The sequence below is a fragment of the Geodermatophilus sp. SYSU D00698 genome, from assembly GCF_054050335.1.
The window spans coordinates 1-17,940 of the sequence record NZ_JBJGZD010000024.1; the positions used below are offsets into that span (position 1 = coordinate 1).

At 75.7% G+C, this 17,940-nt stretch carries 19 protein-coding genes and 1 tRNA gene; 13 read left to right on the forward strand and 7 right to left on the reverse strand.

Going from position 1 to position 17,940, the window contains the following annotated elements:
• Nucleotides 1-123 precede the first annotated feature (123 nt).
• Nucleotides 124-1,341: a M23 family metallopeptidase gene (locus ACI8AB_RS18815; RefSeq protein ID WP_456951371.1), complete on the reverse strand. Its 1,218-nt coding sequence runs from the start codon at nucleotides 1,339-1,341 to the stop codon at nucleotides 124-126.
• Nucleotides 1,342-1,790: 449 nt separating this feature from the next.
• Here ACI8AB_RS18815 and ACI8AB_RS18820 point away from each other — a divergent pair, with 449 nt between their 5' ends.
• Both ACI8AB_RS18820 and ACI8AB_RS18825 read left to right on the forward strand, forming a co-directional pair.
• Nucleotides 1,791-2,336 (forward strand): DUF1707 SHOCT-like domain-containing protein, encoded by a 546-nt coding sequence (locus ACI8AB_RS18820; protein WP_456902673.1) that lies wholly within the window; start codon nucleotides 1,791-1,793, stop codon nucleotides 2,334-2,336.
• 351 nt (nucleotides 2,337-2,687) lie between these two features.
• A tRNA-Ile gene (locus ACI8AB_RS18825) sits at nucleotides 2,688-2,761 on the forward strand.
• A 47-nt stretch (nucleotides 2,762-2,808) separates the two neighbouring features.
• On the opposite strand, the gene ACI8AB_RS18830 is transcribed toward ACI8AB_RS18825, so the two are convergent.
• On the reverse strand, nucleotides 2,809-3,018 hold the full coding sequence (locus ACI8AB_RS18830; RefSeq protein ID WP_456951372.1) for a DUF4177 domain-containing protein: 210 nt from the start codon (nucleotides 3,016-3,018) through the stop codon (nucleotides 2,809-2,811).
• Between the two features lie 189 nt (nucleotides 3,019-3,207).
• On the opposite strand from ACI8AB_RS18830, the gene ACI8AB_RS18835 reads away from it, so the two are divergent.
• Entirely contained in the window at nucleotides 3,208-3,447 is a 240-nt protein-coding gene (locus ACI8AB_RS18835; protein WP_387984865.1) for a hypothetical protein, read from the forward strand.
• A gap of 208 nt (nucleotides 3,448-3,655) precedes the next feature.
• Here the strand turns inward: ACI8AB_RS18835 and ACI8AB_RS18840 are convergent, their stop codons facing one another.
• Both ACI8AB_RS18840 and ACI8AB_RS18845 read right to left on the reverse strand, forming a co-directional pair.
• Nucleotides 3,656-4,177, reverse strand: a complete 522-nt coding sequence (locus tag ACI8AB_RS18840) for a hypothetical protein (RefSeq protein WP_456951373.1) — start codon at nucleotides 4,175-4,177, stop codon at nucleotides 3,656-3,658.
• 143 nt (nucleotides 4,178-4,320) lie between these two features.
• Nucleotides 4,321-4,896 (reverse strand): dihydrofolate reductase family protein, encoded by a 576-nt coding sequence (locus ACI8AB_RS18845; RefSeq protein ID WP_456951374.1) that lies wholly within the window; start codon nucleotides 4,894-4,896, stop codon nucleotides 4,321-4,323.
• A gap of 104 nt (nucleotides 4,897-5,000) precedes the next feature.
• On the opposite strand from ACI8AB_RS18845, the gene ACI8AB_RS18850 reads away from it, so the two are divergent.
• From ACI8AB_RS18850 to helR, 6 genes are all read left to right on the forward strand, one after another.
• Nucleotides 5,001-5,231: a hypothetical protein gene (locus ACI8AB_RS18850; RefSeq protein WP_387984873.1), complete on the forward strand. Its 231-nt coding sequence runs from the start codon at nucleotides 5,001-5,003 to the stop codon at nucleotides 5,229-5,231.
• Between the two features lie 136 nt (nucleotides 5,232-5,367).
• A complete protein-coding gene (locus ACI8AB_RS18855; protein WP_456951375.1) occupies nucleotides 5,368-6,444 on the forward strand; it encodes an ABC transporter substrate-binding protein in 1,077 nt (358 codons plus the stop codon).
• 7 nt (nucleotides 6,445-6,451) lie between these two features.
• Nucleotides 6,452-7,279, forward strand: a complete 828-nt coding sequence (locus tag ACI8AB_RS18860) for an ABC transporter ATP-binding protein (protein WP_456902655.1) — start codon at nucleotides 6,452-6,454, stop codon at nucleotides 7,277-7,279.
• Nucleotides 7,276-8,076 (forward strand): ABC transporter permease, encoded by an 801-nt coding sequence (locus ACI8AB_RS18865; RefSeq protein ID WP_456951376.1) that lies wholly within the window; start codon nucleotides 7,276-7,278, stop codon nucleotides 8,074-8,076. The genes ACI8AB_RS18860 and ACI8AB_RS18865 overlap by 4 nt, the downstream gene beginning before the upstream one ends.
• Complete coding sequence (locus tag ACI8AB_RS18870; RefSeq protein WP_456951377.1) at nucleotides 8,076-8,960, forward strand: ABC transporter permease; 885 nt, start codon at nucleotides 8,076-8,078, stop codon at nucleotides 8,958-8,960. The genes ACI8AB_RS18865 and ACI8AB_RS18870 overlap by 1 nt, the downstream gene beginning before the upstream one ends.
• Before the next feature lie 87 nt (nucleotides 8,961-9,047).
• Nucleotides 9,048-11,198, forward strand: coding sequence for an RNA polymerase recycling motor ATPase HelR (helR, locus tag ACI8AB_RS18875; protein WP_456951378.1), 2,151 nt, complete (start codon nucleotides 9,048-9,050; stop codon nucleotides 11,196-11,198).
• A gap of 40 nt (nucleotides 11,199-11,238) precedes the next feature.
• Here helR and ACI8AB_RS18880 read toward each other — a convergent pair whose 3' ends face one another.
• Together ACI8AB_RS18880 and ACI8AB_RS18885 are read right to left on the reverse strand one after the other, a co-directional pair.
• Nucleotides 11,239-12,279 (reverse strand): NAD(P)-dependent alcohol dehydrogenase, encoded by a 1,041-nt coding sequence (locus ACI8AB_RS18880; RefSeq protein WP_456951379.1) that lies wholly within the window; start codon nucleotides 12,277-12,279, stop codon nucleotides 11,239-11,241.
• Nucleotides 12,280-12,387: 108 nt separating this feature from the next.
• The gene (locus ACI8AB_RS18885) at nucleotides 12,388-13,410 is read right to left on the reverse strand and encodes a zinc-dependent alcohol dehydrogenase family protein (RefSeq protein WP_456951380.1); all 1,023 of its coding nucleotides are present in this window, start codon (nucleotides 13,408-13,410) and stop codon (nucleotides 12,388-12,390) included.
• A gap of 132 nt (nucleotides 13,411-13,542) precedes the next feature.
• Between ACI8AB_RS18885 and ACI8AB_RS18890 the strand changes: the two genes are divergently transcribed.
• The 3 genes from ACI8AB_RS18890 to ACI8AB_RS18900 are packed head-to-tail and all read left to right on the forward strand — an operon-like array spanning nucleotide 13,543 to nucleotide 15,829.
• Nucleotides 13,543-14,430: a helix-turn-helix transcriptional regulator gene (locus ACI8AB_RS18890; protein ID WP_387984894.1), complete on the forward strand. Its 888-nt coding sequence runs from the start codon at nucleotides 13,543-13,545 to the stop codon at nucleotides 14,428-14,430.
• A gap of 49 nt (nucleotides 14,431-14,479) precedes the next feature.
• Entirely contained in the window at nucleotides 14,480-15,334 is an 855-nt protein-coding gene (locus tag ACI8AB_RS18895; protein ID WP_387984897.1) for an SDR family oxidoreductase, read from the forward strand.
• Nucleotides 15,335-15,376: 42 nt separating this feature from the next.
• The gene (locus tag ACI8AB_RS18900; RefSeq protein ID WP_456902648.1) at nucleotides 15,377-15,829 is read left to right on the forward strand and encodes a TspO/MBR family protein; all 453 of its coding nucleotides are present in this window, start codon (nucleotides 15,377-15,379) and stop codon (nucleotides 15,827-15,829) included.
• Nucleotides 15,830-15,835: 6 nt separating this feature from the next.
• Here the strand turns inward: ACI8AB_RS18900 and ACI8AB_RS18905 are convergent, their stop codons facing one another.
• Complete coding sequence (locus ACI8AB_RS18905; RefSeq protein ID WP_387984903.1) at nucleotides 15,836-16,735, reverse strand: LysR family transcriptional regulator; 900 nt, start codon at nucleotides 16,733-16,735, stop codon at nucleotides 15,836-15,838.
• 72 nt (nucleotides 16,736-16,807) lie between these two features.
• On the opposite strand from ACI8AB_RS18905, the gene ACI8AB_RS18910 reads away from it, so the two are divergent.
• Complete coding sequence (locus ACI8AB_RS18910; RefSeq protein WP_456951381.1) at nucleotides 16,808-17,722, forward strand: EamA family transporter; 915 nt, start codon at nucleotides 16,808-16,810, stop codon at nucleotides 17,720-17,722.
• The last annotated feature ends 218 nt before the right edge of the window (nucleotides 17,723-17,940 follow it).

The following is a 17,940-nucleotide window of genomic DNA, read 5'->3' on the forward strand; positions in this document are numbered from 1 at the left end:
GCATAGCGTGGACCACGAAGACCTCCGGTTGAGCGGGCGACGTCAGACATCCCCACTCCGCCGGAGGTCTTCCTGCCGATCAAGCCCTCAACGGCGTGTCAACAAGGTCCGTGGGCACTACAGCTAGCAGGCGCCGCCCAGCGAGATGCCGTGCGCCTGCAGCCACGGCATCGGGTTGACCCGGCTGGCGTAGAGCCCGCCCTCGTGCACCTCGAAGTGCAGGTGCGGCCCGGTGGACTGGCCCTTGTTGCCGACCTCGGCGATCTGCTGGCCGGCGCCCACGACCTGGCCGGCCGAGACGAAGAACCGGTTGACGTGGCCGTAGAGGGTGATCGAGCCGTCGTCGTGCTGGACGTAGACGGCCTGGCCGAAGCCGCTGGCCGGGCCCGCCTGCAGGACCACGCCGCCCTCCGGGGCGAGGACCGGGGTGCCGATCGGGGCGGCGATGTCCACGCCCTGGTGCATGGTCCCCCAGCGCGGGCCGTAGCAGGAGGTCACGCGGCCGGTGGTCGGGGCGGTTCCGCCACCGGCACTGGACTGGACGTCGACCGCGGCCCGCTGCTCGGCGGCCTGCTGGGCCTCCCAGGCGGCCTCGGCCTCGGCGACGCCGCGCAGCCGCAGCAGCTCGACCTCGGCCGCGCGCAGCTGCTCGTCCAGACGGGCCTTCTCACCGGCCAGGGCGTCGTAGTCGCCCTGCGCCTGGGCCAGCCGTGCGTCGGCGGCGGCCTGGGCCTGCGCGGCGGCCGCGGCGGCCGCGTCGCGCTCCTGCACCGCGGCGCGGGCGGCGGCGTCGGCCTCCTCCTCCTGGGTCTCCAGCAGCTCGTACTGCTCGAGGGTCTCGGCGCGCTGGGCGCCGAGCAGGTCGAGGGTGGCGGCGCGCTCGAGGACCTCGCGGGGGCCCTGGCTGTCCAGCAGCACCGAGGCGGTGCCGCCCAGGTCTCCCCCGCTGCCCATGTAGGCCTCGCGGCCGAGCTCGACGACCTCGTCCTGCGCCTGCGCGACGGCGTCGCGCGCGGCCTGCAGCTCGGCCGCGGCCACGGCGGCGGCCTCCTGCGCGGCGGCGAGCTCGGCCTGGGCGACCAGTGCGGCGTCCGCGGCGGCCTCCGCCTCGACGGTCATCCGCTGGAGCTGCTCCTCGGCGGCGGTGACCGCCCCCTGGATCCGGCTCACCTCGGCGACGAGGGCGGCCTCGGCGGCCTCGGCCGCGGCGACGTCGTCGTCGGGGTCCGCCATCGCCGGGACGGGCGCCGCCATCAGGAGCGCGGCGGCGCCGGCGGCGAGCACGGCGCGGCGGAGCCGGCGGGAGGTGGAGCGGGCGGTCCGGTGGTGCGCGGTCGCCAAGAGGGCGGATCTCCCTTTCTCGCGGCCGCCTGCCGGATCGGCGCCCGTCCGGCGGGACGGGCGGCCTGCCCGCGTCCGGCGTCCGCGGGCGCGACCGAGCCGGGGACCTCCGTGCGGTCCCCGCTCCCGGCGCGTGCCGGGACGGTCAGGCGGAGTCCGGCCGGGGTCCTCGTCGTCCCGAGGCGCAGCGGCCCGGCAGGACCGCGGGCGAAGGTACTACGGATGGGACGGGTGAGGTCACGGGGACATAACGGCCCCGGCGTGTCCGCTTGCGCGCTCAACCGTTCCGGCACCGCGACGACCTGCAGGTCTCACGGTTCGTGGCCGGTTTGACACGCAGTGCCACTCCCGCCTTCGAGGCATGTCCCGCGGTGGCCGGGCTCACAGGTCCGTCACAGGAACCGCGGGCACGCTGGCCGGCCGGACCGGCTCTCGTGGGGAGGAACGACATGGACGGGACCCCGATCCCAGGACCGACGACGCCGTTCGGCGGCCGGACGCGGTACGCGGCCGCCGCCGACGGCACGGTGCGACCGGGCGCCGTGCCGCCGGCACCGCCGGTGCGCGCGACCGACGCCGACCGGCTCGCGACGGTGCACCGGCTGCAGGACGGCGTCGCCCGCGGGGCGCTCACGCCCGACGAGGGCGGGGACCGGATGGCGGCCGCCTGGGCCGCCGTCCACCTGCGCGACCTCGCGCCGCTGACCGCCGACCTCCCGCCGGTGGCGGCCCCGCCGCAGGTCACCGCGCCGGGCTGGCGGCCGCTGGGGCTCATGGCCTGGGAGCAGCTGCGGACCACCGTCGCCGGGGCGCGCGCCGGCCGTCCCGCGGCGGTGCGCATCGCACTGGTCGGCCTGGTCACCCTGCTGGTGCTCGTGGCGTTCGGCTCGCTGGTGCTGCACGGGCTGGCCGAGGGGTTCGACGCCGGCCCGGACGGGTTCCGCGGCGGGCCCGGCGGCTTCGACGGCTTCGGCGACGGACCCGGCCGGGGCTGAGTCCCCGGCCGGGCCCGCCCGCGCACGGGGTCAGGGCTGTCGCCGGTGGTGCCCTCGTCGAGGCCGGGCGGGGTGCCGGGGACGCCGCCCCGGGTGCCGTCGGTGGTGCCGGGCCGGACCACCGACGTCGTCGCCGCGGTGCCCTCCCCCGCGGCGGCCGAGCCGAGGGCGTAGCCGCCGACGCCACTGATTCCCAGCAGCGCGGCGGCGGCCGCACCGACCGCGGCCCGCCGCCGGACCTCCGGGGGCAGGGCCCGGCGCGACGGCGACCGGTGCTGGGACCCGGCGGCGCGGCGCCTGTGGGTCCGCTGAGGGCCGGTCCGGCGTCTGGCAGGCTGGGAGCGTCGTTCCGGGGCGGTAGCTCAGCCGGTCAGAGCATGGGACTCATAATCCCTGGGTCGTGGGTTCGAGCCCCACCCGCCCCACACGCGAGAGCGTGGGTCGGCGCAGCGGTCACTGGTCCCGGGCGTGCTCAGGCGACGGGGCGCTCGAAGGTCACCAGGCTGCCCTCCACGCTGCCCGGCCCGATGCGGCCCTTCACGTCGACGGACGTGGTCGCCTTGAGCTGCCAGCCCTCGCGGGCGTGCTCGTCGAGCAGCCTCTCGAGCTCGTCGCCGGACGTCTTGCCGCCGATCACGCCCTCGCGGAGCTCCTCGACCTCGTACTCGTGGCGTCCGGCCACCGCCCAGTTCCCTCGTCGGTGCTCGACGGGTCAGTCCGTCGGCCGGACGCCCGAGCGTCCACGTCGGCCGACGCGTCCGGCACCGCTCGGCCCGGTACGGGCACGGAGGGCCACCAGGCAGGTAGTGGTGGACGCACGCGGTCGCCGGCGAGTAGACCGAACCCCTCACCCGAGTGGAGGGAGCGAGCCATGACCACCACCAGCGGCCAGGAGGCCGGGCAGGTCACCGGCACCCAGGACAAGGACTACAACCTCATCTGGTTCACCGAGCAGTGCCTGAGCAACGCGCTGCGGCTGGAGACCTACATCCAGGACGCCGACCGCGACGGCGACGGCGAACTCGCCGAGCTCTTCCGCAAGGCGCAGGCGGACAGCCGCAAGGGCGCTGAACGGGGCAAGCAGCTGCTCAGGTCCCGGCTCGGCGGCTGAGCCGACCGGTCGGACGGGCCCCGGGGAGACGCGGCACCGGTCCCCCGGGGCCCGTGGCGACACGGGCGGACACACCGGCGGTCCCCGCGAGGACACGGTCGGCCCGGCGCCGGCCGCCGGGCCGGGATGGTCGACGCGGCGTGTCGCGCGCGGCCGCACGAGAGCGCAGTGCCGGTCGCCCGGGACGGCGACCGGCACGGGACGCCCCTCAGCCGCCGAGGACGATCCGGAACGTCCCGCGGGAGCGGAAGTCCAGCCCCGCGCCCTCGAACTCCTCGATGTGGATCTCCCCCGACGCGGAGGCGAACTCGCCGGTGCCGCCGGTCACGGCCCAGCTGCTCGGCTCCCGCAGCACCGGGGCCGTGATGCCGGTGCGGCTCACGCCCTGCACGGTGAGCGAGCCGCGCGGCCCGACGTTGGTCGCGGTGCAGTGCAGCACCGTGCTGTCGGCGGCGAGGTCCACCTGGTGGAACACGCAGTGGCCCCGGTCGGTGGCGTCCCCGAGGCCGCCCGTGCTGGTGTTGGTGTAGACGAGCTCGTCACCCAGCGAGGGCACGCCGTTGGCGTCGTGGTCGAGGAAGACCTCCTCCACCCGGTCGGTCTCGAAGGTCCCCTCGAAGACCTCGCCCTCCGGGGCGGCTGCCGCGCCCGCCGGCCACACGACCACCCCCGCGACGAGGGCGGCGGAACCGGCGAGGGCGAGGCTGGTGCGCTTCTTCGGGGTGCGCATGGCGTCCACCTCCGGGGTGAGCGGGGATGCGGGGACACCGGCCGCGTCTGACCGGACACCGGGGTCAGCTCGCCCCGACGCTAGGACCGCGCCGTTCCCCGGAGAAGACACGAAGGTCCCCGCCGGAGGGGTCCGCGGCTCCCTCAGGTCGCCCCGGGCGGACCGGCGAGCACCGTGGGGACGTACTCCAGCAGCTGGAGCCGGCCGTCGAACAGGCGGCTGTCGACCAGGTCGAGAGCGACGTCGGGATAGCCGTCGTAGACGCGGTCGGTCCCGGTGGCGCCGGTGATGACCGGGAAGACGACGACGCGGTAGCGGTCCACCAGGCCGGCGGCGAGCAGCGACCGGCACAGGCTGACGCTGCCCACCGTGCGCAGCGGTCGCGTGCCGCGCTCCTTCATCGCCCGCACGGCGGCCACGGCGTCGCCGTCGACCAGCTCGGTGTTCGCCCACGACAGCGGCGCGCGCAGGGTCGAGGAGAAGACCACCTTCGACATCGCTGTCAGGCCGGCGAGACCGGGGTCGTCGGGGATCTCGGCGGCGAAGCCGGACATCAGCCGGTACGTCGTCGCCCCCATGAGGACGGTCTGCTCCAGGGCGCCGTCCTGCCCCAGCCAGCCGAGGTACTCGGGCCCCTCCATGCCCCAGTAGCCGGGCCAGCCCTCCGCGGCCCCGTAGCCGTCGAGCGAGACGATGAAGTCCACCACCAGGTCGGACATCGGGCTCTCCTCCCCATCCGCAGCGTGCACGGTGGTGACCGGCCGGACGACGGGGACTCATCGCCGGGTGCATCCGGGAGGCGGCCCGCGCACGAAGATCGTCCGTGAGCACGATGCCGGCGGACCCGCGGTGGGTCCTGCAGCCGTTGACCGACGCGGGCCTGGCGGGCGACCAGGTCAGCGACCTCGTCTTCCGCCTCGCCTTCGGCACCGTCGTCGACCCCGGCCGGCTCGACCCCGCCCACCTGGGCTCCCTGGTCGACGACCAGCCCGTGCACGTCCGTCGGGCGTGGCTGGAGGTGCTGGACCGGATGACGACGGGATCCGCCGGCTGACGGGAGCGGCGTGGGGTTCCTCACGGGCGCGGGACCAGCGGTAACCCGGCGGTGACACGACGCGCCTCGGGCGGAAACGAACGTCGGCGAGTGTCGGGCGCCGCTGACCGCGCAGCCGACCCGAGCGAGGACCCCGATGACCTTCCCGTCCCCCACCCGCTCCCCTCTCCGGCGGGCCGCCGCGGCGACCTCCGCCGTGGGCCTGGCCCTGGCCCTGGGCGCCTGCGGCGGGTCCGACGACCCCGGCGGACCGGGGGGATCCGGCGAGGGCGGCTTCGGCGAGCTGTCCGTCCAGCTGTCCTGGATCAAGAACGCCGAGTTCCTCGGCGAGTACGTGGCCGACACCAACGGCTACTACGCCGACGCCGGCTTCTCCTCGGTCAACCTCGTCGCCGGCCCCTCGACCGGCGTCGCCGAGCTGGTGCAGGGCTCGGTCGACGTCGCGCTCAGCGACGCCGTCTCGGTCGGCACCGCCGTCGCCAACGAGGACGCCCCGGTCCGGATCATCGGGACGACGTACCAGAAGAACCCGTTCACGATCCTGTCGCTGGCCGACGGCGGGGACATCGCGACGCCGCAGGACATGGTCGGCAAGCGGATCGGCGTCCAGGACTCCAACACCAGCCTCTTCCAGGCGCTGCTGGCCGCCAACGGCATCGACCCGGGCCAGGTCACCGTCGTCCCGGTGCAGTACGACCCCTCCGTGCTGGTCAACGGCGAGGTCGACGGCTTCGTCGCCTACCTGACCAACGAGTCGATCACCGTGGCGAGCCAGGGCCTGGCCGTCACCAACCTGCCCTTCGCCGACAACGGGCTGCCCTTCGTCGCCGAGACGTTCACCGCCACGGAGCAGTCGATCGCGGAGGACCGCGAGAGGCTCAAGGCGTTCCTCGTCGCCGAGATCCAGGGCTGGACCGACGTCCTGGCCGACCCCGAGGCCGCCGTCGACGTCTGCCTGGAGAGCTACGGCGCCGACCTCGGCCTGGTCCGGGAGAACGAGGTGCAGTCGGCGCACACCGCCAACGACGAGCTGATCACCACCGAGGACACCGAGGCCGAGGGCCTGTTCACGATCACCGACGAGCTGCAGCAGGAGACCGTCGAGTCCCTGGCCGGCGCCGGCGTCGAGATCCAGGCCGACGAGCTGTTCGACCTGTCCCTCCTCGAGGAGGTCTACGAGGAGAACCCGGAGCTCAGGGACTACCGGCCCTGATGACCCGGTGACCGAGACGACCACCACGTCCGGTGCCCGGGGCGCCGCCCTGGGCACCGGCGTGCAGATCACCGGCCTGTCCAAGACCTTCTCGATGGGCACCCGCCGGGTCGAGGCGCTGTCCGCGGTGGACCTGCACACCGACCGCGGCAGCTTCCTCTCCCTGCTCGGCCCGTCGGGCTGCGGCAAGTCCACGATCCTGCGGGTGCTGGCCGGGCTGGAGCAGCCGACCGGCGGCTCGATCCGGGTCGACGGGAAGAGCCCGCAGGAGCTGCGCCGCGGGCACGAGCTCGGCATCGCCTTCCAGGACGCCGCACTGCTGCCCTGGCGCAGCGTGCTGTCCAACATCCGGCTGCCCTTCGAGGTGGCCGGGGTGCGGGTCGACGACGCGTACGTGCGCGATCTGGTCGCGCTCGTCGGGCTCGAGGGCTTCGAGAAGGCCAGGCCGGCGCAGCTGTCAGGCGGCATGCGCCAGCGCGTGTCGATCGCGCGGGCGCTGGTCCTCAGGCCGTCGGTGTTGCTGCTCGACGAGCCGTTCGGCGCCCTGGACGACATGACCCGCCAGCGGCTCAACCTCGAGCTGCTGCGGATCTGGACCGAGAAGCCGGCGACCACCCTCATGGTCACCCACGGCATCACCGAGGCGGTGTTCCTCTCCGACCAGGTGGCGGTCATGAGCCCGCGGCCGGGCCGCGTGCGGGAGGTCATCGACGTCGACCTCCCCCGCCCGCGGACGCCGGAGATGCAGCGGACGCCGGAGTTCCACGCCTACGTCGACCGGGCGTCGGAGCTGCTGTTCGGCACCGGCGCGGGGACGGACGGGGACGGCGGGTGAGCGGCGTCCGGCTGCCGTCCTGGGCGGTCGGCGCGCTCGGGTCGGCACTGGTCGTCGCGCTGTGGTGGCTGGCCGCCGTCACGGTGCTGTCCGACGTCGGCGCCGGCTCGGTCGACGCGGTCCCCACCCCGCCCGAGGTGGTGGCCCAGTGGGCCGCCGACGGCTGGGCGTTCTACGGCCGCAACCTCGGCGTGACGCTGGAGGAGGGCGCGCGGGGCTTCCTGTGGGGCAACGGGCTCGCGCTGCTGCTGGCCGCCGTCGTCCTGGTGGTGCCGCGGACCGAGGGCGTCGTCACGCAGCTGGCGACCATCACCTACTGCGTGCCGATCGTCGCCGTCGGCCCGCTGGTGCTCATCATCACCGGCGCCCCGGACGTCGGCGAGGCGTCCGGGACGGCGGTGTTCCTCGCGGCGCTGAGCTGCTTCTTCACCACCGTCGTCGGCACGCTGCTCGGCCTGCGCGCCGCCGACCGGGCCGCGCTCGACGTGGTCGCCGTCCACGGCGGCGGGGCGCTCACCCAGCTGCGCAAGGTCCGGCTGGTCGCCGCGCTGCCGGGCGTCCTCACCGCGCTGCAGATCGCGGTGCCGGCCTGCTTCCTCGGCGCCGTCCTGGGCGAGTACTTCGGCAAGGTCGACGTCGGCATCGGGCCGGCGATGACCGCCGCGCAGCAGGGCCTCAACCCGGCGCGGGTGTGGGGCATCGCGCTGGCCTCCGGCGCGGTGGCGATCGTCGGCTTCGCCCTGCTCGGGCTGGTCGCCCGGTTCGTGACCCCCTGGTCGAGAGGACGGCAGGCCTGATGGCGCAGACGCCCGGCGGGCCCCGGACGGCGGCCGCGCCGGTGGACGCCGCGGCCCGGCGCGGGGAGGTCCGGCGGCAGGCCACCCGGGCGGTGCTGCGCGCGCTGGGGCGCTCGCTGCTCACGTTCCTCGGGACGCTGGTCGTCGTCGGGGTGCTGTGGGTCGGCGTGATCGAGCTGTTCGGCATCTCCTCCTACGTCGCCAAGGGTCCGCTGGACGTGTGGGCGTACCTGGTCACCGACGACGACGCCGGCGAGCACCGGTCGCTGCTGCTCGACCGGCTGGGCACCAGCCTGGGGCACGCCGTGATCGGCTTCGTCGCCGGCCTGGCGGCGGCGCTGCTGGGCGCGACGGCGTTCCGGCTGTCGCGGGGCGTGGAGCACGCGCTCATGCCGATCGCGATGCTGCTGCGCTCGGTGCCGCTGGTCGCGATGGCGCCGCTGATCATCCTGGTGTTCGGCCGGGACGTCGCCACGGTCGCGGTGGTCGCCGGGATCGTCGTGCTGTTCCCCGCGCTGGTGACGATCGCCTTCGGGTTGCGGTCGGCGTCCCCGCAGGTGCTCGACGTCGTGCACGTGTACGGGGGCGGCCCGCTGACCGCGCTGCGGAAGGTGGCGCTGCCCGCGTCGCTGCCGGCGTTCTTCGCCGCCGTCCGCGTCTCCGTGCCCGGCGCGCTCACCGGGGCGCTGCTGGTCGAGTGGCTGGCCACCGGCGACGGCATCGGCTCGGCGATCCAGACCGCGTACGCGCAGGTGCAGTTCTCGCTGGTCTGGTCGGCGGTCGTGGTGGTGACCGCGGTGTCGCTGGTGCTCTACAACCTCGTGCAGGTCGGGGAGACGGTCGTGCTGGCCCGGATGGGGATGACGCCGGGCGAGGGCACCTGAGACGGGGCCGTCCGTCCTCCCACCTCAACGTATAGCGCCCCCCGGGGCTTGCGGCAAGGCCCGGGTCGGGGCCCACACTCGCCCGCCGTGACCCCCCTGAGCACCACCGTGTTCGCCCTCCCCGACGACCTCGCCGCCAAGGCGGACCCGGCGCTGGTCGCCGATGACGCCGCGCACCTCGCCGCCGTCGCGGCGAGCCTCGAGCGGACCGTCGCCGAGCTGGGCGACCGCCTCGACGCCGAGCGCCGGTCTCCCGGCGGCCACGGCCAGGCGGCGCTGGACCGGGACCTGGAGGTGCACCGGCTCACCTCCCGGCTGCGGACCCTGCGCCGCTTCGGCCTGGACCTGTGCCTCGGGCGCACGGTGCCCGCGGACGGCGGCGAGCCGGTCTACGTCGGGCGGCTCGGCCTCACCGACGGCGCGGGCCGCCGGCTGCTGGTCGACTGGCGTTCCCCGGCCGCCGCGCCGTTCTTCGGCGCCACCCACGCCGACCCGATGGGGCTGGCCAGCCGCCGCCGGTACCGCTGGACCCGCGGCCGGATCACCGACTACTGGGACGAGGTGTTCACCCCCGACGGGCTCCGGGGGCACGCCGCGCTCGACGACCAGTCCGCGTTCATCGCCAGCCTCGGCAGCGACCGGTCGGACCGCATGCGGGACGTGCTCGCCACCATCCAGGCCGACCAGGACGCGATCATCCGCGCGGGCTCCCGCGGCGCGCTCGTCGTCGACGGCGGCCCGGGGACGGGCAAGACCGTCGTCGCCCTGCACCGCACCGCCTACCTCCTCTACTCCGACCCGCGCCTCGGGCACCACCGGGGCGGCGTGCTGTTCGTCGGCCCGCACCAGCCCTACCTGGCCTACGTCTCCGACGTCCTGCCCGGCCTCGGCGAGGAGGGCGTGCGGACCTGCACGCTGCGGGACCTGGTGCCCGAGGGGGCGACGGCCGGGGTCGAGGCCGACCCCCACGTGGCCGGGCTGAAGGCGTCCGCGCGGATGGCCGAGGCGGTCGAGGCGGCGGTGCGCTTCCACGAGGAACCGCCGTCCCGCGGGACGACGGTCACGACCCCGTGGGCCGACGTGTGGCTGGGCCCCGACGACTGGGCCGAGGCGTTCGAGGCGCCCGACCCCGGCACCCCGCACAACGAGGCGCGCGGTCAGGCGTGGGAGGCGCTGGTCTCCATCGTGGTGGACGCGCACGACGACGAGGACGCCGAGCCGGACGAGGTGCGGCGGGCGGTGCGGCGGGACGGCGACCTGCGTGCGGCGTTCGACCGCGCCTGGCCGCTGCTGGAGGCCGCCGACGTCGTCGGGGACCTGTGGTCGGTGCCGGCCTACCTGCGCCGGTGCGCGCCCTGGCTCGGTGCCGACGACGTCCGGGCGCTGCAGCGCGCGGACCCGCGGGCGTGGACGGTGTCGGACCTGCCGCTGCTCGACGCGGCGCGGCAGCGGATCGGTGACCCGGAGGTGGAGCGGCGGCGGCGCCGGCGTGACGCGGTCGTGGCGGCCGAGCGCGAGCGGATGGCCGGCGTCGTCGACGAGCTGATCGCGGCCGACGACTCCGAGCTGCTGCTGATGACCTCCCTGCGCCACCAGGACCTCCGCGACGCCCTGGTCGACGAGGCCGCGCTGCCCCAGGCCGACCCGGACGTGCTCGCCGGCCCGTTCGCGCACGTCGTCGTCGACGAGGCGCAGGAGCTGACCGACGCGGAGTGGCAGGTGCTGCTGCGCCGCTGCCCGTCCCGCAGCCTCACCGTCGTCGGGGACCGCGCGCAGGCCCGGCACGGGTTCCCGGAGTCGTGGGAGGAGCGGCTCGGGCGGGTCGGCCTCCCCGACGTGCGGCTGGCCTCGCTGACCGTCAACTACCGCACGCCGGAGGAGGTCATGGCCGAGGCCGCACCGGTCATCCGGGCCGCGGTCCCGGACGCCAACGTGCCGACGTCGGTCCGCAGCACCGGCGTCCCCGTCGCGCACGGGTCCGCCGCGGACCTGCGGGCGGTCGTGGACGGCTGGCTGGCCGCGCACGCCGAGGGCGTCGCCTGCGTCGTCGGCGACCCGGCGTTCCCGGCGACGTCGCGCGTGCGGTCGCTGACGCCGGTGCTGGCGAAGGGGCTCGAGTTCGACCTGGTCGTCCTCGTCGACCCCGACCGGTTCGGCGAGGGGATCGAGGAGGCGGTCGACCGGTACGTCGCGATGACCCGGGCGACGCAGCGGCTCGTCGTCCTCACGAGCCGCTGACGGCGGCGCGGGCCCCGCGGGACGGGGCCCGCGCCACGGGTCAGCGGAGGGTGGCGGTGTCGATGACGAACCGGTAGCGGACGTCGGAGGCGAGCACCCGCTCGTAGGCCTCGTTGACCCGCTCGGCGGGGATGACCTCGACCTCGGCGCCGATCCCGTGCTCGCCGCAGAAGTCGAGCATCTCCTGGGTCTCGGCGATGCCGCCGATCATCGAGCCGGCGTAGGTGCGCCGGCCGCCGATCAGCGACATGGCGTGCAGGCTCAGCGGCTCGGCGGGCGCCCCGACGTTGACCAGCGCGCCGTCCACGGCCAGCAGCGACAGGTGGGCGTCGACGTCGATCGGCGCGCTCACCGTGTTCACGATCAGGTCGAACCGGCCGGCCAGCCGCGCGAACGTGTCCGGGTCGCTGGTGGCGGCGTAGTGGGTGGCGCCGAGCCGGAGGCCGTCCTCCTGCTTCTTCAGCGACTGGGACAGCACCGTGACCTCGGCGCCCATCGCGGCGGCGAGCTTGACGGCCATGTGGCCCAGCCCGCCGAGGCCGACGACGGCGACCCGCCGGCCCGGCCCGGCGCCCCAGCGGCGCAGCGGCGAGTACGTGGTGATGCCGGCGCACAGCAGCGGCGCGGCCGCTGCGGGGTCGATGCCGTCGGGCACCCGCAGGACGAAGCCGGCGTCGACGACCACGTGGGTGGAGTAGCCGCCCTGGGTGGTGGTGCCGTCGCGGTCCGTGCCGGCGTAGGTGGGCACCATGCCGTCCAGGCAGTACTGCTCGTCGCCGTTGCGGCAGTTCGCGCACTCGCCGCAGCTGTCGACCATGCAGCCGACGCCGACGCGGTCGCCGACCCGGTGGGTGGTGACCTCGGCGCCGACCTCGGCGACGACGCCGACGATCTCGTGGCCCGGGACGACGGGGAACGGCTGCGGGCCCCAGTCGCCGTTGACGGTGTGGATGTCGGAGTGGCAGATGCCGGCGTACTCGATGGCGACGAGGACGTCGTCCGGGCCGACGTCGCGGCGCTCGATGGTCGTGGGGGCCAGGGGCCGGCCGGCGGCCGGGGCGGCGTAGGCGGTGACGCGCATGAGGGGGTGCTCTCCGTTCTGGGGGCCGTCGGTCGACGGCGGGGCGGCGGCGTGCTCCTCGTCGGTGACGGGGTCAGCCAGTGGACGGCGGCGTGCTGGTCGTCGGCCTCAGGGGCGCAGCAGCGCCTTGATGGCGCGGCGCTCGTCCATGGCGCGGTAGCCCTCGGCGGCCTGCTCAAGCGGGAGCTCGAGGTCGAAGACCCTCCCGGGGTCGATGGCCCGGCTGCAGATCAGGTCGATCAGCTCGGGCAGGAACCGGCGCACCGGGGCGGGGCCGCCGTGCAGGTGGACGCCGGAGGAGAACAGCTCCTCGCCGGGCAGCGAGACGTCGTGGCTGACGCCGACGTAGCCGACGTGGCCGCCGGCGCGGGTGGCGCGGATCGCCTGCACCATCGACTCCTGGGTGCCCACGGCCTCGATCACCGAGTGCGCGCCCAGGCCGCCGGTGAGCTCCTTCAGCTCCGCCACGCCCTCGTCGCCGCGGGAGGTGACGACGTCGGTGGCGCCGAACTCGCGCGCCAGCCGCTGCCGGTCCTCGTGCCGGCTGAAGACGACGACCCGCTCGGCGCCGAGCTGCCGGGCGGCCAGGACGCCGAGCAGGCCGACCGCGCCGTCGCCGACGACGGCGACCGTCCTGCCGGGGCCGGCCTCGGCGGCGACGGCGGCGAACCAGCCGGTGCCCAGCACGTCGGAGGCGGCGAGCAGGCCGGGGACCAGGTCGTCCGACGGCAGGTCGGGGGTGGCGACGAGGGTGCCGTCGGCCAGCGGGATCCGCGCGTACTGCGCCTGCGCGCCGGTCGGGGCGCCGGGCTGCCGGTTGACGCAGTGCGTCTGGTAGCCGGCGCGGCAGATCTCGCAGGTGTTGTCGGAGGCGAAGAAGGAGCCGACGACGAACTGCCCGGGCCGGACGGTGCGGACCTCGCTGCCGACCTCCTCGACGACGCCGACGTACTCGTGCCCCATCGGCGACGGGCCGGCCACCGCCTCGATGCCGCGGTAGGGCCACAGGTCCGAGCCGCACACGCAGGCGGCGGCGAGCCGGATGACGGCGTCGGTGGGCTGCTCGATCCGCGGGTCCGGGCGGTCCTCGACGCGGACGTCGCCGGGGGCGTACAGGACGGCTCCTCGCACGGTGCTGCTCCTCGTGGGTCGTTCGGGGTGTGCACCCCACGGAACCCCCTCCGGCGCACGCGCGGGGGGTCGGCCTTGTGGGGGTACTGGCACGACCCCCCTGGCCCGGCGGGCCGCCGTACCGTCGGACGGGTGGACAACCGCGCCGACATCCGCGACTTCCTGGTCAGCCGGCGCGCCCGGATCAGTCCGGAGCGGGCCGGGCTGCTGCCCGGCGGCGGACGCCGGAGGGTGCCCGGGCTGCGCCGCGAGGAGGTCGCCGTCCTCGCCGGGGTGAGCACCGACTGGTACACCCGGCTGGAGAAGGGCCACATCGCCGGCGTCTCCGAGGACGTGCTCGAGGCCGTCGCCCGGGCGCTGCGGCTCGACGAGGCCGAGCGCACCCACCTGTTCAACCTGGCCCGCGCCGCCACCCGCCCGGCCCGCACGCCGCAGCGTCGCGGCAGGGCGCGGATACAGCCGCGGGTGCAGTGGATGCTCGACTCGATGACGGGCTCGGCCGCCCTCGTCGCCAACGGCCGCCTGGACGTCCTGGCGACCAACGCCCTCGGCCGGGCGCTGCACTCACCGCTGTTCGACGGTCCGCGGCGGCCGGCGAACTTCGCCCGCTTCCAGTTCCTCGACCCGGGTGCGCGCGACTACTACGCCGACTGGGAGCTCGCCGCCAACACCACCGTCGCGCTGCTGCGCGGGGAGGCCGGCCGCCGCCCGCACGACGCGCAGCTGCGCGAGCTGGTCGGGGAGCTGTCCACGGTCAGCGAGGAGTTCCGGGTCCGCTGGGCGGCGCACGACGTCCGCATCCACCACAACGGCGCCAAGCGGTTCCGCCACCCCGTCGTCGGCACGCTCGACCTGGGCTACCACACGTTCGACCTGCCGGCCGAGGACTCCGCGGACCTGCGCATGACGATCTACACCGCCGAGCCCGGCACGCCGTCGGAGGACGCCCTCAGGCTGCTCGCGAGCTGGGCCGCGACCGCGGGACAGGAGCAGCCCGGCGCGGCGGCCGACCGCGTCTGACCCGGCGGGTGTCGTCCGGTCGGCCGGCCGGACTGCCGATGCGGGTGGCGTGGACACCGAGCAGCGCACCGTCCTGGTCACCGGGTGCTCCTCCGGGCTCGGCCTGGAGACCGCCGTCGAGCTGGCCCGCCGCGGCCGGCACGTCGTCGCCTCGATGCGCGACCCGGGCCGGCGGGCGGCGCTCGACGCCCGCACCCGCGAGGCGGGGCTGGAGCCGCTCGACGTCGTCCAGCTGGACGTGACCGACGCGGAGTCCTCCCGGCGGGCGGTGGAGGAGACCCTCGGCCTCACCGGTGGCCGGCTCGACGCGCTGGTGAACAACGCCGGCACCGCGAGCGGGGGCGCGTTCGAGGACACCGACGAGGACGAGTGGCGCCGGGTCCTCGACACCAACCTGCTCGGCGCCCTGCGGCTCACCCAGCTCGTGCTGCCGGTCATGCGGCGGCAGCGGTCCGGGCGGCTGGTCCTCGTCTCCAGCGACTCCGCCCGTTACGGCAACCCCGGGCTGTCGCTGTACTGCGCGTCGAAGTGGGCGCTCGAGGGCTGGGCGGAGTCCCTGGCCTACGAGGTCGAGCCGTTCGGCGTCCGGGTGGTGCTGGTCGAGCCGGGCAACTACGACACCGCGATCTGGGCGACGACGCCCCGTGTCACCCCGCCCGGCAGCCCCTACACCGGCCTGCTGCAGACCGTGGAGCGGTTCGTCGAGGAGGAGCACCTCCCCCGCTCGCGCGACCCGCGCGAGGTGGCCCGCGCCGTCGCCCGCGCCCTGGACGCGGACCGCCCGCGGTTCCGGGTGACCGTCGGGCCGGACGCGAAGCTGGCCGCGGTGTTGGACAAGGTGCCGTACCGGGTGGCGGCCGCCGCCGTCCGCCGGGTCACCGGCCTGCACCGCTGGAAGCCCTGAGCTCCGCGGGTGGGTCCGCCGCCCGCGGCGCAGGCTGATCCCGTGCGACGTCCCCTGCTGACCGCCTCGACCGCCGTCGGGCTGACCGCCCTGGTCGGCTCGGCCGGGACCGACGTCGGCTCGTCCTGGTACCGCGGGCTCGACACGCCGCGCCGGCAGCCACCCGGCCCGGTGTTCGGGATCGCGTGGACGGCGCTGTACGCGCTGCTGGCGTTCGCCGGTGGACGCCTCCTGGAGCGGGGCGACCCGGCGGACGCCCGGGCCCTCGCGGGCAACCTCGTGCTGAACGCGGGCTGGACGTGGGCCTTCTTCCGCGCCCACCGGCCCCCGCTGGCGGCGGCGGAGGCGGCGCTGCTGGCGGCGTCGACGGCCGACCTCACCCGGCGCGCCGGCCGGGTGGACCGCGCCGCCGGTCGGGCCCTGCTCCCCTACGCGGCGTGGACGGCGTTCGCGACGGTGCTCAGCGCCGAGATCGCCCGCCGCAACCGCCGCTGACCGGTCTCATCCGCCCGCGGCCTCGGCGGCGACGTCCACGAGGGCGTCGAGCACGCGGCGCACGACCAGCCGCTCGGCGGTGTCCGGCCGCAGCAGCGCGTCGACCTGCCGTCCGGCCCGCACCCCCGCCAGCGGCAGCAGCCGCACGCCGGGGTGGCCGCCGCGGGTGAACCGCGGCAGCAGCGAGATCCCGTGACCGGCGGCCACCAGCGCCTCGACGACGGAGAAGTCGTTGATCCGGTGGGTGATCCGCGGCGCGGTGCCCGACCCCGCGGCGACGGCGGCCAGCACGGTGGCGACCGGGAAGCCCTCGCGGACGGCGATCCAGTCCTCGTCGACCAGGTCCCCGGGCCGCACCCGCGACCGGCCGGCCAGCGGGTGGTCGCGGGGCACGGCGACGTCGAGCGGCTCGCGCAGCAGCGGGACGACGCGCAGCCCCGGGGCGGGCCACTGCGTGCCGTCGGGCCGGTGGGCGACGACGACGTCGACCCGGTCGGTGAGCGCGGGGAACTCGTCGAGCGCGACGTCCTCGTCCGAGCACTCGACGGTGATCCCGCCGAGCTCGCGCACCCGGGTCAGCAGCGGCGGCAGCAGCAGCTGGGCACCGCTCTGGAACGCCGACACCCGCACGGTGCCCTCGGGACGCTCGAGGAAGGCGGCGCAGGCGGCCCGCGCCCGCTCGACGGCGACCGCGACGTCGACCGCCGCCTCGGCCAGCGCCTCCCCCGCCGCGGTCAGCCGCAGCCCGCGTCCGATCCGCTCGGTGAGCGGCACCCCGGCCTCCCGCGAGAGCGCGGCCAGCTGCTGGGACACCGCCGACGGCGTCAGGTGCAGGACGGCGGCCGCGGCGGTGACGCCGCCCTGCGTCCGCACCGCGCGGAGGGTCTGCAGCGCGCGGACGTCCATGCAGCGACGCTACATCGTCGTGTCACGAGATCTCGCTGGTGCTGGAAGGTTGCAGGGCGCACGCTCGACGGCGTGCCGACCCGCGACCGCCTGCTCGCCCTCCTCGTGGCCGTCGTCTGGGGACTGAACTTCCCGGCGATCCACCTGTCGCTCGAGCAGTTCCCGCCGTTCTTCCTCGTCGCGCTCCGGTTCGCGCTGATCGCCGTCCCGACGGTGCTGCTCGTGCCGCGGCCCGGCGTCCCGTGGCGGTGGGTGCTCGGGTACGGCACCGGCTTCGGCGTCCTGCAGTTCGTCTTCCTCTACGTCGCGATGGACACCGGCATGCCGACCGGCCTCGCCTCGCTGGTGCTGCAGTCCTCGGCGCCGTTCACGGTGGTGCTGGCCGGGCTGCTGCTCCGCGAGCGGCTGACCGGGCGGCAGGCGGCCGGGGTCGCGCTCGCCGTCGTCGGCCTGGCCGGCATCGCCGTCCACCGGGCCGGGTTGGACGGCGGCGCCACGCTGCTGCCGGTGCTGCTGACGCTGTGCGGCGGGCTCGGCTGGGCGCTGGGCAACCTGTGCAACCGGCAGGCGCGCCCAGCCCGCCCGTTCCGGCTGATGCTCTGGATGACCGTCGTGCCGCCGCTGCCGATGCTCGCGCTGTCGCTGGCGACCGAGGGCCCGGCCCGCATCGGCGCGTCGCTGACGACGCTCGGGACGACGACGGGGCTGCTCGCGCTGGCCGGCCTGCTCTTCACCGTCGTGGTCGCCACGCTGCTCGGCTCCGGCATCTGGACCGCGCTGATGAGCCGGCACCCCTCGGGCACCGTGGCCCCGTTCTCGATGCTGGTGCCCGTCGTCGGGATGGGCTCGGCGTGGCTGTTCCTCGGCGAACGGTCGCCGCTGGTCGAGCTGGCCTGCGGCGCCCTCGTCGTGGCCGGCGTCCTGTTCGGCAGCCGGCCGCCCCGGACCCGGCCGGCACCTCGCGTCCTGGAGCACTCCACCGCCTGACCGGACCGGCCCTGTACCGCGCTCCGGGACCGACCTCGACCTGCCGCCGTTCCGAACGCCCGGTCCCGGCCCCCTCCCGGGGGGTTCCCGCGACACCCGGGTGAACAGCCCCGTCATCCGTGGACGTACGGAACGGCCCGGGTCAGGATTGAGGGCGCAGTGACAGCTCAGGGGGAAGCGTCCATGGACAAGAGGCGACGCGGGGTCCGATCCGCCCG